Here is a 14,554-nt window from a genome sequence, read left to right as displayed (position 1 = left end):
CGAAAAACGGCCCCCGAGGGGGCCGTTTTTTTATGCGATAATTGTGATTAGCAACGCGGTAAGACGTGCAGGCGAAACGGGTTATTCCGCGTCGTGATCCGCGTTCGGGTCCGCCTGACCGATCCCCTTGAACACAAATTTGAACGGGATCGCCCAGACCACGCCAAGCGCGATATAGATCACCAGTTCGATCCAGAAGGGTGGCCGGTCAAACAGCGACACGGTGACCACCGCCGCAATGATATAGAGCGGCAGACCAATCAGCAGAATGACCAGCGCCCACCGGCGGCGTGCTTTATATCCAAGGGCCATCATGTCGTCCTTTCATCATGTGCCAAGGGCCCCGAAGGGCCCCGGCGTGTCAGATCAATCGGCGAAGGGGTCGGTGACCAGAATCGTGTCGTCCCGCTCTGGCGAGGTGGACAGCAGCGCCACGGGGCACTGGATCAGCTCTTCGACGCGGCGCACATATTTGATCGCGTTCGCGGGCAGATCGGCCCAGCTACGCGCGCCTTCGGTGCTTTCGGACCAACCGGGCATTTCCTCGTAGATGGGGGTGCAGCGGGCTTGCTGGTCGGCCGCTGTGGGCAGATAGTCCAACTGCTGCCCGTCCAGCTCGTAGCCGGTGCAGATCTTGAGCGTTTCAAACCCGTCCAGCACGTCAAGCTTGGTCAGCGAGATGCCGGTGACGCCGCTGGTCGCACAAGTCTGGCGCACCAAAGCCGCATCGAACCAGCCACAGCGACGCTTACGCCCGGTGGTGGTGCCGAATTCATGGCCCCGCTCGCCCAAACGCTGACCGTCCGCATCATGCAGTTCGGTCGGGAACGGGCCTTCGCCCACGCGGGTGGTATAGGCTTTGACGATGCCCAGCACATAGTTGATCGCGCCCGGTCCGATGCCGACACCGGTCGCCGCCTGCCCTGCAATCACGTTCGACGACGTGACGAAAGGATAGGTGCCAAAGTCGATGTCCAGCAGCGCGCCTTGCGCCCCTTCGAACAGGATACGCTTACCGGCCTTGCGCTTTTCGTTCATCACCTTCCAGACCGGTGCTGCGTATTCAAGGATCTTCGGTGCGATCTCTTTTAGCAGTTCAACTAGCCCGTCGCGGTCGATGGCTTCGACGCCCAGACCCTTGCGCAGCGGATCATGGTGCTGCAACGCGCGGTCGACGCGGCCTTCAAGCGTGGCTGTATCGGCCAGATCGGCGACGCGGATGGCGCGGCGGCCGACTTTATCCTCGTAGCACGGGCCGATGCCGCGACCGGTGGTGCCGATTTTGGTCCCCTTGGACGCGGCCTCTTCGCGAGCGCGGTCCAGCTCGCCGTGGTAGGGCATGATCAGCGGCGTGTTTTCCGCGATCATCAGCGTTTCCGGCGTGATTTCTACGCCTTGGGCGCGAATCGTCTCGATCTCTTTCAGCAGGTGCCACGGGTCCAGCACAACACCGTTACCGATGACCGAAAGCTTGCCGCCGCGAACAACGCCCGAAGGCAGCGCGTGCAGCTTGTAGACCTTGCCGTCGATGACCAATGTGTGGCCCGCGTTATGGCCGCCCTGAAAACGCGCGATGACATCGGCCCGTTCGCTGAGCCAGTCCACGATTTTGCCTTTTCCTTCGTCGCCCCATTGGGCGCCTACGACTACGACGTTGGCCATGAAGATATTCCTTTAACAGTTCAAATAACCGTGCAAACCCGTGGAGGTATAGCGACGACCGTCGGGGACCGAAACTGTAAAATGCAGCCAAAACGCCGCCGCGTCATTTTTCTGGGCATTTATCAGCTTGGGGCCGTGAAACTTCGCATCGGGCCATAGACTTTGCCTGGGCTGCACCGATATTCCATGCCGGATCAAAGAAGGAAGTACCGCAGATGGGATTCATCATACGTTGGGCCTGCGCCTTTGTCTTGCTGGCCGCGACCTTTAACCCGACCCCCTATAACTATGTCACCTGGGCGCAGCGATACGGGCATATGAACCTGTCCATCGCGGTGCTGCTGGGGCTTTTGTTGTTCATCGGCTACGTGATCTATCTCCGCGCGACGCTGCGCTCTATCGGCGGGCTGGGGATGCTGCTGGTGCTGGCGCTCGTGGGGTCAAGCCTTTGGGTGCTTTATGATCTGGGCATCCTAAGGCTGGACAACCGCAGCTTTAACCTCTGGCTCGGCCTTGTCGCGCTGAGCTTTGTGCTGGGCATCGGCCTCAGCTGGAGCATCTTTCGCAGGGCGGTATCCGGTCAGGCAGACGTGGACGATGTGGAAACCTGAGGGGGCTTTCACACGGGCTTTCCGCCCAAGCGGCACCGCGGGTGCCAATCCTCCCTTGCCCCCATAGGCAAACTTGCCTAGACACGCCCAAAGTCCAAAACGCAGAGCCGTAGGTACCCATGGAAAATGTAGTCCTGATTGTCCATCTCATTCTGGCCCTTGGCCTGATTGCAGTCGTGTTGCTGCAACGGTCCGAAGGGGGCGGCCTTGGCATGGGCGGCGGCGGTGGCGGCGGGGCCGTTTCCGGTCGTGCAGCAGCCACAGCCATGGGCAAACTGACCTGGGTTCTGGCCGCGGCCTTTATCGTGACCTCGATCACGCTGACCATCATCGCGGCTGAAAAATCTGCCGGGTCTTCGGTTATCGATCGTCTGGGCGGCACGCCACCCGCGCTGAACCAGGGTGACGCACCAGCGCTGCCCGATGCCGACGCGCTGCTGCCACCGACACCTGCGGAAAATACACCGCAAGTGCCGACTGCGGATTAATCCAGACACTACAACAGCTTGAGGTTGGGCCAAGATACGCAACAGGATGTTGCGGCTTGGCCTTGCTTTTTCCATCCGAATCCTGTTAGGCTTAAGTCCCGTGATGCTGCGGTTTTCCGCAGCTCAATTGCTTGGCTTTTGCCGCATCAAATCTGAACTCACGGGGGCCTTCATCACATGGCACGCTATATTTTCATCACCGGTGGTGTGGTTTCCAGCCTTGGCAAAGGCCTTGCCTCTGCGGCCTTGGGGGCCTTGTTGCAAGCGCGCGGATACTCCGTCCGTCTGCGCAAACTGGACCCCTATCTGAACGTCGATCCCGGCACGATGTCGCCCTTTGAACATGGTGAGGTTTTCGTCACCGACGATGGGGCTGAAACCGATCTGGATCTGGGCCACTACGAACGTTTTACCGGCGTGGCCGCGCGCAAGACGGATTCGATCAGCTCGGGTCGGGTCTATTCCACCGTGCTCGAGAAAGAGCGGCGCGGCGACTATCTGGGCAAGACCATTCAGGTGATTCCCCACGTCACCAACGAGATCAAGGATTTCCTGCATGTCGGCGATGACGAGGTCGACTTTATGCTGTGTGAAATCGGCGGCACCGTCGGCGATATCGAAGGCCTGCCCTTCTTCGAAGCGATCCGCCAGTTCAGCCACGACAAGCCACGCGGCCAGTGTATCTTCATGCATCTCACCTTGCTGCCCTATCTCGCGGCCAGCGGCGAGCTGAAGACCAAGCCGACGCAACACTCCGTCAAGGAACTGCAAAGCATCGGGATCGCGCCCGATATTCTGGTCTGCCGCTCCGAACACCCCATCCCCGAGAAAGAGCGCGAGAAAATCGCCCTGTTCTGTAACGTCCGCAAAGAGGCCGTGGTCGCGGCCTATGACCTGAAAACCATCTATGACGCGCCGCTGGCCTATCACGCGCAAGGGCTGGATCAGGCCGTGCTGGATGCTTTCGATATCTCCCCCGCACCCAAGCCCGAACTGTCGGTCTGGCGCGATGTCTCTGACCGCGTGCACAACCCCGAAGGCGAAGTGAACGTCGCCATCGTCGGCAAATATACCCAGCTGGAAGACGCCTATAAGTCGATTGCAGAGGCGCTGACCCACGGGGGCATGGCCAACCGCGTCAAGGTCAAGATCGACTGGGTCGATGCCGAGGTCTTTGATCAAAGCGATGATGTATCGGCCCACCTCGAAGGCTTCCACGCGATCCTCGTGCCCGGCGGCTTTGGCGAACGCGGCACCGAGGGCAAGATCAAGGCGGCGCAATATGCCCGCGAGCAGAAAGTCCCCTATCTGGGGATCTGTCTGGGCATGCAGATGGCCGTGATCGAAGCCGCGCGCAACGTGGCCGGTCTGACGACCGCAGGCTCGGAAGAATTCGACCACGAATCCACCGGCAAGAAACGGTTCGAGCCCGTGGTCTACCACCTCAAGGAATGGGTGCAGGGCAACCANAANGTTGAACGCAAGGTCGACGANGACAAAGGCGGCACCATGCGGCTTGGTGCCTATGACGCGACGCTGAAAGAAGGGTCGAACGTGGCCAAAGTCTATGGCACCACGTCCATCGACGAACGTCACCGCCACCGCTACGAGGTCGATACCGCCTACCGCGAGCAGCTTGAAAAAGCGGGTCTTACCTTNTCGGGGATGTCGCCCGACGGCATGCTNCCCGAGATCGTGGAATGGTCNGATCACCCGTGGTTCATCGGNGTGCAGTTCCACCCCGAACTCAAATCCAAGCCCTTTGATCCGCACCCCTTGTTCAAGGATTTCATCCGCGCCGCCAAGGAAATGTCGCGGCTGGTCTGACCCTCGCGAAAGGCGGCCAACGGCATGCTNAGCTACCAACATATCTACCACGCCGGCAATCTNGCCGATGTTCACAAACACAGCCTGCTGGCGTGGATGTTGGGGTATCTGACCCGCAAGGACAAACCGCTGTCCTATATGGAAACCCATGCGGGGCGCGCGCTGTATGACCTNTCCGACACNCCNGCGCTGAAAACAGGCGAGGCGGCGCAGGGCATTGGCCGCGTGCGCGGCTGGTTCGACGATGCGCANCCTTACGCACAGGTGCTTGACCAGATCACCGGTGAACATGGCGCAGACNCCTANCCCGGNTCNCCCCTGNTGGCGGCCAAGCTGCTGCGCGACAGCGACAGCATCCATCTGGCCGAACTGCACCCCGGNGAACATGCNGCNCTTGATCTGGCNATGTCGCCCTATGACGTCAAATGCCACCACCGCGACGGGTTCGACATGGCTTTCGCCCTGACCCCGCCCACNCCGCGCCGTGGCCTGATGCTGATCGACCCCAGCTTCGAGATCAAGACAGACTANGCNGATATCCCGCGCCACATNGGCAAGCTGGCGCGCGCGTGGAACGTCGGCATCATCGCGCTATGGTATCCGATTTTGACCAATAAAGCGCATCAACCNATGCTCAGCGCGCTGATGGGGGCCCACCCCGAGGCCCTGCGTCACGAGGTCAGCTTTGCCCCTGCCCGCCCCGGTCACGGGATGGTCGGTTCTGGCATGTTCGTGCTGAACCCGCCCTTNGGGCTGAAAGAAGAAGCGGCCCGTCTGGCGGCCAAGTTCAAAACCCTACCCCGATAAGGAGCCNCCGATGCCCAAAGGTTACTGGATCGCTAACGTCGACGTGCATGATGCCGAAGTCTACGACAAATACCGCGCCGCCAACGCCAAGCCNTTTGCCGATTTCGGGGCGAAGTTTCTGGTGCGTGGGGCCGCGCCCGACATCCGCGAAGGCACGTCGCACCCGCGCATCGTGGTGATCGAATTTGCCTCGCTGGCCGATGCGGTGGCCTGCTATGAAAGCGAGGGCTATCAGGCGGCCAAGGATATCCGGTCNTCCGTNTCNGANGGNAATCTGGTCATCGTCGAAGGNTATGACGCCTNAGGCCNCGACAGNCCCCCNGACGCCCCCGCCCCGCCTGCCCCTGCGGCATTGCGCTTTTTATACATCACCCCTTTGCGAATATGGGAAAAACGGAACGCTGCGCGCGGAATCGGGTTAGCCTCATGTGCCCGTAAGGATAAAGAGTTGCCATGTTTGAACGTCTATTCCCCCGCCGCAAGCCGGACCCCAAGCCNCTGCCACAGCCGACCCCCCAGCTTGCCCTTGGNGCGTTGCTGGTGCGTGTGGCGCTGGCCGACCGCACCTACCGCGCNGCCGAAGTGGGNCAGATCGACCGCATCCTCGCCCAGACCTTTGGNCTGAAACCGATCGAGGCCGCGAAACTGCGCGCCACCTGCGAAGCNCTGGAACGCCACGCCCCCGGTACGCCCGAATTCGCCCAGATCCTGCGCGAGGAAGTCCCCTATGANGACCGCAAGGCGCTTGGCGATGCGATGTGGTCTGTGGCGCTGGCCGATGGNGCACGTGACGACGACGAAGAGATCCAGCTGCTGGCGATTGANACCGCGCTTGGCCTNAGCGACGCCGACATGACCGCCGCCCGCGAAAAAGCGCTGAACGCTTTGTGACCTTGGCCTTGCGCCGCAACCGCTCTATATCACGCCCATGTTCGCAGAATTCATCAAACGGCTGACCCAGCCNGATCCCGCCCAGCTTCCCGATGGGGATGCCCGCCTTGCGCTGACCGCGCTTTTGGTGCGCATCGCCAAGTCGGATAATGATTACGCCCCGTCCGAGCGCGCGCGCATCGACCANATCATCGCGAAACGCTATGCGCTGGACGCTGACGGCACCGCCTCNCTGCGGGCNGACGCCGAAGCGCTGGAAGCCGAAGCCCCCGATACAGTCCGCTTTACCCGCGCGATCAAGGATGCCGTCCCCTATGACGACCGCCTTGCCGTGATCAAAGCCCTGTGGGAAGTCGTGCTGGCCGATGGCAGCCGCTCTGACGAGGAAAACGCATTGCTGCGTTTGGTGGCCAACTTGCTGGGGGTCACAGACACCGACAGCGCCATCGTGCGCAAGCAGATTGAAGACAAAGACTAGTTTACGCGCAGGCGGTGAATTTACGCGGGGTCAACCGTTGAATTATTGGGCAAAACCCAAGTTCTGGATTGCAAATCCCCCTTGAAATCACCTTAACTTGCTGCGGAATGCACAATAAGGCAGCACAGTGACAGATCAGCCCCCCGTTATTGAGATCAACAATCTTCACAAGGCTTATGGCCCTCTGGAGGTGCTCAAGGGGGTGTCGGTCAAGGCCCCGCGCGGGCACGTCATCTCGCTGATCGGGTCGTCCGGCTCCGGCAAATCGACGCTGCTGCGCTGCTGTAACCTGCTGGAAGACAGCCAAGAGGGCGATCTGCGCTTCAACGGCGAGGCGGTCACCTGGAAAGGCACCGGCCNCCNCCGCCGCCCTGCCGATCCAAAACAGGTGCTGCGCATCCGCACGAACCTGTCGATGGTGTTCCAACAGTTCAACCTGTGGTCCCATATGACGATCCTGCAAAACGTGATGGAGGCCCCGCTGACCGTCCTGCGCCGCGACCGNGCCGAGGTTGAGGCCGCCGCNCGGGCCTATCTCGACAANGTGGGNATTGGCGACAAATGCGATGTCTTTCCGGCGCAACTGTCGGGCGGCCAGCAACANCGCGCCGCCATCGCACGCGGGCTGTGTATGGAGCCCGAAGCATTGCTATTCGACGAACCGACCTCGGCGCTGGACCCCGAGCTTGAGCAAGAGGTCGTCAAAGTCATCAAGGATCTGGCCGCCGAAGGGCGGACCATGATGATCGTAACCCATGATATGAAACTGGCGGCCGATGTCTCGGATCACGTCGTNTTCCTGCATCAGGGTTTGATCGAAGAACAAGGGGCCCCCGAAGACCTGTTCGGCGCCCCTAAATCAGAACGTCTGCGCGGGTTCCTCTCGGCCACTCACGCAGAGTAAAACCACCTAAAAACAATAAACTGGGAGACTTNAAAAATGAAAACACTCGTTCTTGCAACCGCCGCACTGGCGCTCAGCACCGGTTTCGCCATGGCAGACGCCCACGGCAAGACCATCCGCATGGGGACCGAAGGGGCCTACCCTCCCTATAACTTCCTGAATGACGCGGGCGAAGTAGACGGCTTTGAGCGCGAAGTCGGTGACGAGCTCTGCGCCCGCGCCGAGCTGACCTGCGAATGGGTNACCAACGAATGGGACAGCATCATCCCGAACCTGACATCGGGCAACTACGACACCATCATCGCCGGTATGAGCATCACCGACGAGCGTGAGGAAGTGATTGATTTCACACAGAACTACTTCCCGCCCGCGGCTTCCGCCTATGCGGCGAAATCGGCGGATGCCGATGTGATGGGCGGTGTTGTTGCAGCACAGACCAGCACGATCCANGCCGGTCACGTGGCTGAATCCGGTGCCACCCTGCTGGAATTCGCCACCTATGATGAAACCGTCGCAGCCGTGAACAATGGCGAAGCGGATGCGGTTTTCGCCGANAAGGACGCGCTGGTCCCCACGGTCGAGGAATCCGGCGGCGAGATGGTCTTNGTCGGTGACGACGTGCCACTGGGCGGCGGCATCGGCCTTGGCCTGCGCGAAAGCGACACAGAGCTGAAAGCGAAATTNGACGCCGCGATCCAGTCCATGAAGGACGATGGCAGCCTGAACAAGCTGATCATCAAATGGTTCGGCGAAGACGCTAAAACATTCTGATCTTGATCGGGGCGGCGCAGANGCCGCCCNTTTTCTCTGCCTGCCGATCTGATTAAAGACCCAAATCCAGACGCCCGCCAAAGGGCGCATACCACCGGGACATTNCGCCATTTTTGCCTGCACCGACCCAGAAACGCTTTCCGGCCTGTCNTGGCTGACGTGCTACCTGACCACGGGCAAGCATTTGGCCTTTTATGGTGCATTCGGCACCGTCTTGCTNCTGCTCGCCATCACCGCCCCCGCAGCACTTGCCTTTGGCTTTGGCGGCGCGATGGCCGCGCGGTCGCCCTTTGCGCCGCTGTCATGGCTGGGCCGCGCCTATATCGCCATTGTGCGCGGCGTGCCCGACATCGCCTTCTTCCTGTTTTTTGTCATCGCGCTGGATCAGGGNATNGAATACCTGCGCCACAAGGTGAAATGCCCCGACTGGGATCAGCCGATCCGTCAGGGCAGCGACTTTATCGTCTGTCAGGCCGCCAAGATGCCGCTTGGCAACTCTGCCCAATGGGTCCACGAGGCCTATGGCTTTTCGCTCGCGGTGCTGACNTTTGCNATCGTTTTCGGGGCCTTTGCCGCCAATGTNCTTTATGGCGCGATGCGCGCTGTGCCNCGCGCCCAGATCGAGACCGGCGAGGCGTATGGCATGACCCCGCGCCAGACCTTCTGGCGTATCCTTGTGCCGCAGATGTGGGTCTATGCGCTGCCCGGTCTGGGGAACCTGTGGATGGTGCTGATCAAGGCCACCCCNNTGTTGTTCCTGCTGGGCGTCGANGACATCGTNTATTGGGCGCGNGATCTGGGCGGAGCCAAGACCCCGCGCTTTACCGATTACCCCCATCCCGACTGGCGCATGTGGTATTTTCTGGCGCTGCTGGTGTTCTACCTCTGCTTTACCCGTGTGTCTGAAATCGTGCTNGACCGGCTGATGCGCCGTCTGACCAAGGGTCAGGCCACCGCCGGCGGCGAAGCACAGCGAAAGGCAGCGGCATGACCTGTTGGGAAACCATCCAATCCTACGGGTTGCGCTCGCTTGGCTATGGCGAACGGCTGCTGCCGCGCAGCGACTTTACGCTGTGTGACCAGTTCACCCTGATCGGGTCGGGCATGATCTGGAACATCTACTACGGTTTTTTCGCGCTGGTCAGCGGCTTCCTGCTGGCGACCGCGCTGGCCGTGGCCAAGGCCCACCCCAGCCCTTGGCTGCGTAAACCGGCGGAGTGGTTTATCTTCCTGTTCCGCGGCTCGCCCTTGTTCATCCAGTTCTTCTTTGGCTATTTCCTGTTCCTTAGCCTAAAATCTGTGCACCCGTTCTTTGATATGTTCACCTCTGCGTGGCTTGGGGCGCTGATTGTTCTGTTCTTCAACACCTCTGCCTACTCGGCCGAGATTTTCTATGGCGCGCTGCAATCCATCCCCAAGGGCGACACCGAAGCTGCCGATGCCTACGGCATTTCCGGCTGGCCGCGGTTCAAGCGCATCATCTGGCCCACCATGCTGCGGCTGGCATGGCCCGCCTACACAAACGAGGCGATCTTCCTGTTTCATGCGACAACGCTGGTGTTTTTCACCGGTTTTCCGGCGCTGCAACAACGTGGGGACGCGCTGTATTACGCCAGCTATTTCGCGGATAAGACGTTTAACCCGTTTATCCCCTACCCCATTCTGGCGGGCTACTTCATTTTGCTGACGCTGGTGATCATCGCCATCTTCGGGCTGATCAACCGCCGTTTGAACCGCCATGTGCCTCAGGCTGCGGTGCGGAAAATTCGCTTGCGTCTAAATCTGATCCGGTAGTATCTGTTTTTTGATCAAATTATTTAGCGCGTGGGCGCTACCCCCGGTTTTCACGTTGTAAGAACGCCGTTCATGCCCGCCGCTTGCAAGGTGTGATATGAAAAACTGGCTCCGCAAACATCCTCAGGTCCGCACAATCCGTGTGGCCGCCGCCGACCTCAATGGTCAGGCCCGCGGCAAGCGCATCCCCACGCGCTTTGCCGACAAGGTGGTAGAGGACGGCACGCGTTTTCCGATGTCGGTGCTGAACCTCGATATCTGGGGCGAAGACATCGACGACAGCCCGCTGGTGTTTGAAAGCGGCGATGCCGATGGCATCCTGCACCCGACCGANCGNGGCTTTCTGCCNATGCCCTGGCTNGATGCGCCCTCGGCCCTGCTGCCGATCTGGATGTTCCACGAGGACGGGCGCCCCTATGGCGGCGACCCGCGCCATGCCCTGCGCGCGGTGGTCGAACGCTACAAGGATCGCGGNCTGACGCCGGTCTGCGCGGTCGAGCTNGAGTTTTTCCTGATCGACGATTCGGGCCGCAAACTGCAGGTGCCGCTGTCGCCGCGGTCGGGCAAACGCCGCAAGGCCGCCGAAACCCTGTCGATCCGCGCGCTGGACCAGTTCGATGAATTCTTCACCGATCTTTATGACGCCTGCGAAGAGATGGACATCCCCGCCGANACCGCCATTTCCGANGCGGGTCTGGGCCAGTTCGAGATCAACCTCATGCATTGCGACGACGCCCTGCGCGCCGCCGATGATGCCTGGCTGTTCAAGATGCTGGTCAAGGGCCTCGCCCGCCGCCACGGCTTTGCCGCAAGCTTCATGGCGAAACCCTACGANGATTACCCCGGGTCGGGCCTGCACACGCATTTCTCGGTGCTCGACAAGAACGGTAACAATGTCTTTGACGACGGCGGCCCCCAAGGCACGGCGATCATGCGTCACGCTGTGGCGGGNTGTATGAANGCCATGGCNGGNTGCGCGCTGGTCTTTGCGCCCCATGCCAACAGCTTTGACCGTATGGTGCCCGGTGCCCACGCCCCCACGGGGATCTCTTGGGCCTACGAGAACCGCACCTCCTCCATCCGTATCCCGTCCGGCAGCCACAAGGCGCGGCGGATCGAACACCGTGTGTCGGGCGGCGACGTGAACCCCTATCTGATGCTGGCCGCCGTGCTGGGTGCCGCGATGAACGGCATCGAGGACGGGGCAGAGCCCCCCGCCCCGATCACCGGCAACGCCTATGCCGCCGACCTGCCGCAAATCCCCGGCGACTGGAAATCCGCGATCGACGCCTTNGAAAACTCCGCCGAGGTAAAGCGTATCTTTGCCCCCGAAATGGTGCGCAACTTTATCCTCACCAANCGGCAAGAGCTGCATTATATGCANGAACTGACCCCGCAAGAGCAGGTCGAAATCTATCTGGACACGGTGTAATCAGATGCCCCCCATGAAAATCGGTATCCTTCAAACCGGCCACTCCCCCGACAACATGAAAGACGCGCTTGGCGATTATGGCGATATGTTCGTCAAANTGCTGGGCGGGCACGGGTTCGACTTCCAGNTCTGGTCCGTGGTCGATGGCGACTTCCCCGCCTCGGCGGTNGATGCGGACGGCTGGCTGATCACCGGATCGAAACACGGTGCCTANGANGATCACGACTGGATCCCCCCGCTGGAACAGCTGATCCGCGCCATCCGCGANGCAGGCCGCCCGCTGGTCGGCATCTGCTTTGGCCACCAGATCATTGCACANGCCCTTGGCGGCAAGGTCGANAAATTCGCCGGCGGCTGGTCCGTGGGCCGCACCGAATACACCATCGACGGAGAGACCNTGGCCCTGAACGCCTGGCATCAGGATCAGGTCACCCAACTGCCCGANGGGGCCAAGGTGGTCGGCGCNTCNGANTTCTGCGCCAANGCGGCCCTGCTGTATGATGATCAGATCTGGACCATCCAGCCCCACCCCGAATTCACCCAAGACTTTATCGACGGGCTGATCCGCACCCGCGGCAAGGGCGTGGTGCCCGATCACCAGCTTCAGGCGGCCTCNGCCCTGCTGGACGCCCCCACCGACAATGCAAAAATCGCCGACCATATTGCAGATTTCCTCAAGAAAGAGAGATTATGATGTCCGACTGGCTTGAAGAGCTTCCCCCCGCAGCACGCGAATATCTGGAGGGCAAGCGGCTCGACGAAGTTGAATGTATCATCCCCGACCTCCCCGGCATNGCNCGCGGCAAAGCGGTGCCCGCCACAAAATTCGCACGGCAGGAATATTTCCACCTGCCCGACAGCATCTTCTACCAGACCATCACCGGTGAATGGGGCGACGCCGCCGGTGCCGACGGGTTCATCGAAAAAGACATGATCCTGCGGCCCGATATCTCGACCGCGACCGCCGCCCCCTGGACCGGCGACTGGACGCTGCAAGTGATCCACGACGCCTTTGACCGCGACGGCAATCCGGTCGAATATTCGCCGCGCAATGTGCTCAAACGCGTTGTCGATCTGTATCGCGCGCAAGGGTGGGAGNCGGTCGTCGCCCCCGAGATGGAATTCTTTCTGGTCGCGCGCAACCTCGACCCCGCGCATGAGATCAAACCGATGATGGGCCGCTCNGGCCGCCCTGCTGCCGCGCGTCAGGCCTATTCCATGACCGCTGTCGATGAATTCGGCCCCGTGATCGACGACATCTACGACTTTGCCGAAGCGCAGGGGTTCGAGATTGACGGNATCACCCAGGAAGGCGGCGCGGGCCAGCTTGAGATCAACCTGATCCACGGTGACCCCGTGCGGCTGGCCGACGAGGTNTTCTATTTCAAACGTCTGATCCGCGAAGCCGCCCTGCGCCACGATTGCTATGCCACCTTCATGGCGAAACCCATCGCCAACGAACCCGGCAGCGCCATGCATATCCACCATTCGGTGCTGGATGCCACGACGGGCAAGAACATCTTCTCCGGCCCGCAAGGCGGCGAGACGGACGCGTTTTACCACTTTATCGCCGGNATGCAGAACCACATGCCCGACGCGCTGGCCGTCATTGCGCCCTATGTGAACAGCTACCGGCGTTACGTCAAAGACCATGCCGCGCCGATCAATCTGGAATGGGGCCGCGACAACCGNACCACNGGCATCCGCGTGCCCCTGTCCGGCCCCGCGTCGCGCCGGGTCGAGAACCGCCTCGCCGGNATGGANTGCAACCCCTACCTCGGCATCGCCGCCTCGCTCGCCTGCGGCTATCTGGGNCTGATGGAACAGAAAAAGCCCAAAGCCGAATTCAAGGGCGACGCCTATGACGGCGACGGGGATATNCCGCAGGTGCTGGGATCCGCGCTGGATCTGTTTGAAGAGGCCACGACCCTGCACGAGGTGTTGGGCCCCGAGTTCGCCCGCGTCTACGCCATCGTCAAACGCGCGGAATACGAAGAGTTCCTGCATGTGATTTCCCCGTGGGAACGCGAGCACCTGTTGATGAACGTCTAGGCCCGCCGCACCCGCGGGAGCCTTCGGCGAGGATTTAAGACCATTTGGAAACGGCCAAGGGGGCCGATCTGCAATGAACCTGCTATACGCAAACGACGCGCCGGGCCTCTATCCAGACAGCTGGTACGCCGCGACCGCAACCCCGACCGATGCCTACCCCACGCTCAAGGGCGATCAGCGCGCGGATGTCTGCGTTGTGGGGGGCGGCTATACCGGCCTGTCGGCTGCGCTGCATCTGGCACAGGCCGGTCGTCGCGTCGTGCTGGTCGAGGCGCAGCGCGTGGGCTTTGGGGCCTCGGGGCGCAATGGCGGGCAATTGGGGAGCGGTCAGCGCGTCGAACAGGACGCGCTGGAAAAGATGGTCGGACGCGATGCCGCAACGCGCCTATGGGATCTGGGCGAGGACGCCAAAGCGCTTGTCAAAAGTCTGATCAAGACCCATGACATCGATTGCCACCTCAAGCCCGGCGTCGCCTGGACCGCCAGTTCTGCCGGTGACGTAGAGCATCTGCACGCCTATGCCGGATTCTTGCAGGCCCGCTATGGCTACGACCAGATAGAGGTGTTGGACCGCGACGCGCTGCGCAACGTCTGTGCGTCGCCTGCTTATCGCGGCGGCATTCTGGATATGGGGGCCGCGCATCTGCACCCGCTCAACCTTGCCCTCGGGCTGGCACGGGCGGCGCAGGCAGCAGGGGTCGAGATCTATGAACGCAGCGCCGTGCATCACATCACCGAAGGCAGCCCCGCCACTGTGCAGACCGATGGCGGACGGGTGACGGCGGACCATGTGATCCTGGCCTGCAACGGCTATCTGGGCGGGCTGAACCGCAAGGT

General features: G+C 61.3%; 16 protein-coding genes and 1 pseudogene. 15 read left to right on the top strand and 2 right to left on the bottom strand.

All coding sequences use genetic code 11. The features are described from left to right. Window positions 1–81: 81 nt before the first annotated feature. Together CBB63_RS11765 and CBB63_RS11760 are read right to left on the bottom strand one after the other, a co-directional pair. Complete coding sequence (locus CBB63_RS11765; protein WP_005852473.1) at window positions 82–312, bottom strand: DUF2842 domain-containing protein; 231 nt, start codon at window positions 310–312, stop codon at window positions 82–84. A 54-nt stretch (window positions 313–366) separates the two neighbouring features. Beyond that, window positions 367–1,662, bottom strand: coding sequence for an adenylosuccinate synthase (locus CBB63_RS11760; protein ID WP_286699284.1), 1,296 nt, complete (start codon window positions 1,660–1,662; stop codon window positions 367–369). Between the two features lie 215 nt (window positions 1,663–1,877). On the opposite strand from CBB63_RS11760, the gene CBB63_RS11755 reads away from it, so the two are divergent. The 15 genes and pseudogenes from CBB63_RS11755 to CBB63_RS11685 all read left to right on the top strand — a co-directional run. Next, window positions 1,878–2,273 carry a DUF6524 family protein gene (locus CBB63_RS11755; protein WP_005852469.1) on the top strand — a complete coding sequence of 132 codons (396 nt, stop codon included), beginning with the start codon at window positions 1,878–1,880 and terminating at the stop codon, window positions 2,271–2,273. Between the two features lie 119 nt (window positions 2,274–2,392). Then, window positions 2,393–2,761 carry a preprotein translocase subunit SecG gene (gene secG / locus CBB63_RS11750; protein ID WP_005852467.1) on the top strand — a complete coding sequence of 123 codons (369 nt, stop codon included), beginning with the start codon at window positions 2,393–2,395 and terminating at the stop codon, window positions 2,759–2,761. Window positions 2,762–2,938: 177 nt separating this feature from the next. After that, window positions 2,939–4,588 carry a CTP synthase gene (gene pyrG / locus CBB63_RS11745; protein ID WP_286699283.1) on the top strand — a complete coding sequence of 550 codons (1,650 nt, stop codon included), beginning with the start codon at window positions 2,939–2,941 and terminating at the stop codon, window positions 4,586–4,588. 24 nt (window positions 4,589–4,612) lie between these two features. Then, window positions 4,613–5,395 (top strand): 23S rRNA (adenine(2030)-N(6))-methyltransferase RlmJ, encoded by a 783-nt coding sequence (rlmJ, locus tag CBB63_RS11740; RefSeq protein ID WP_286699282.1) that lies wholly within the window; start codon window positions 4,613–4,615, stop codon window positions 5,393–5,395. 10 nt (window positions 5,396–5,405) lie between these two features. Then, window positions 5,406–5,696: pseudogene (locus tag CBB63_RS11735) on the top strand (DUF1330 domain-containing protein); the annotation flags it as partial. Between the two features lie 152 nt (window positions 5,697–5,848). Then, complete coding sequence (locus tag CBB63_RS11730; protein WP_286699281.1) at window positions 5,849–6,286, top strand: tellurite resistance TerB family protein; 438 nt, start codon at window positions 5,849–5,851, stop codon at window positions 6,284–6,286. Between the two features lie 37 nt (window positions 6,287–6,323). Then, window positions 6,324–6,764, top strand: a complete 441-nt coding sequence (locus CBB63_RS11725) for a tellurite resistance TerB family protein (RefSeq protein WP_286699280.1) — start codon at window positions 6,324–6,326, stop codon at window positions 6,762–6,764. Window positions 6,765–6,891: 127 nt separating this feature from the next. Then, window positions 6,892–7,668, top strand: a complete 777-nt coding sequence (locus CBB63_RS11720; protein WP_286699279.1) for an ABC transporter ATP-binding protein — start codon at window positions 6,892–6,894, stop codon at window positions 7,666–7,668. A 36-nt stretch (window positions 7,669–7,704) separates the two neighbouring features. Next, entirely contained in the window at window positions 7,705–8,439 is a 735-nt protein-coding gene (locus CBB63_RS11715; RefSeq protein ID WP_286699278.1) for a transporter substrate-binding domain-containing protein, read from the top strand. A gap of 109 nt (window positions 8,440–8,548) precedes the next feature. Beyond that, on the top strand, window positions 8,549–9,430 hold the full coding sequence (locus tag CBB63_RS11710) for an ABC transporter permease (protein ID WP_286699286.1): 882 nt from the start codon (window positions 8,549–8,551) through the stop codon (window positions 9,428–9,430). Next, window positions 9,427–10,233, top strand: coding sequence for an ABC transporter permease (locus tag CBB63_RS11705; protein WP_009826568.1), 807 nt, complete (start codon window positions 9,427–9,429; stop codon window positions 10,231–10,233). Before CBB63_RS11710 ends, CBB63_RS11705 begins: the two co-directional genes overlap by 4 nt. Before the next feature lie 97 nt (window positions 10,234–10,330). Next, window positions 10,331–11,665 carry a glutamine synthetase family protein gene (locus CBB63_RS11700; RefSeq protein WP_286699277.1) on the top strand — a complete coding sequence of 445 codons (1,335 nt, stop codon included), beginning with the start codon at window positions 10,331–10,333 and terminating at the stop codon, window positions 11,663–11,665. Between the two features lie 13 nt (window positions 11,666–11,678). Next, window positions 11,679–12,359, top strand: coding sequence for a type 1 glutamine amidotransferase (locus tag CBB63_RS11695; protein WP_286699285.1), 681 nt, complete (start codon window positions 11,679–11,681; stop codon window positions 12,357–12,359). Next, window positions 12,359–13,717, top strand: coding sequence for a glutamine synthetase family protein (locus CBB63_RS11690; RefSeq protein WP_286699276.1), 1,359 nt, complete (start codon window positions 12,359–12,361; stop codon window positions 13,715–13,717). The genes CBB63_RS11695 and CBB63_RS11690 overlap by 1 nt, the downstream gene beginning before the upstream one ends. Before the next feature lie 73 nt (window positions 13,718–13,790). Beyond that, the coding region (locus tag CBB63_RS11685) for an NAD(P)/FAD-dependent oxidoreductase (protein ID WP_286699275.1) at window positions 13,791–14,554 on the top strand (764 nt) is incomplete at its 3' end.

Source organism: Sulfitobacter sp. TMED3, from assembly GCF_002167505.1.
In the GTDB taxonomy this organism is placed as follows: domain Bacteria; phylum Pseudomonadota; class Alphaproteobacteria; order Rhodobacterales; family Rhodobacteraceae; genus Sulfitobacter; species Sulfitobacter pontiacus.
The sequence above is the reverse complement of the archived record's forward strand: the minus strand, read 5'-3'. Positions and strand labels throughout refer to the sequence as shown.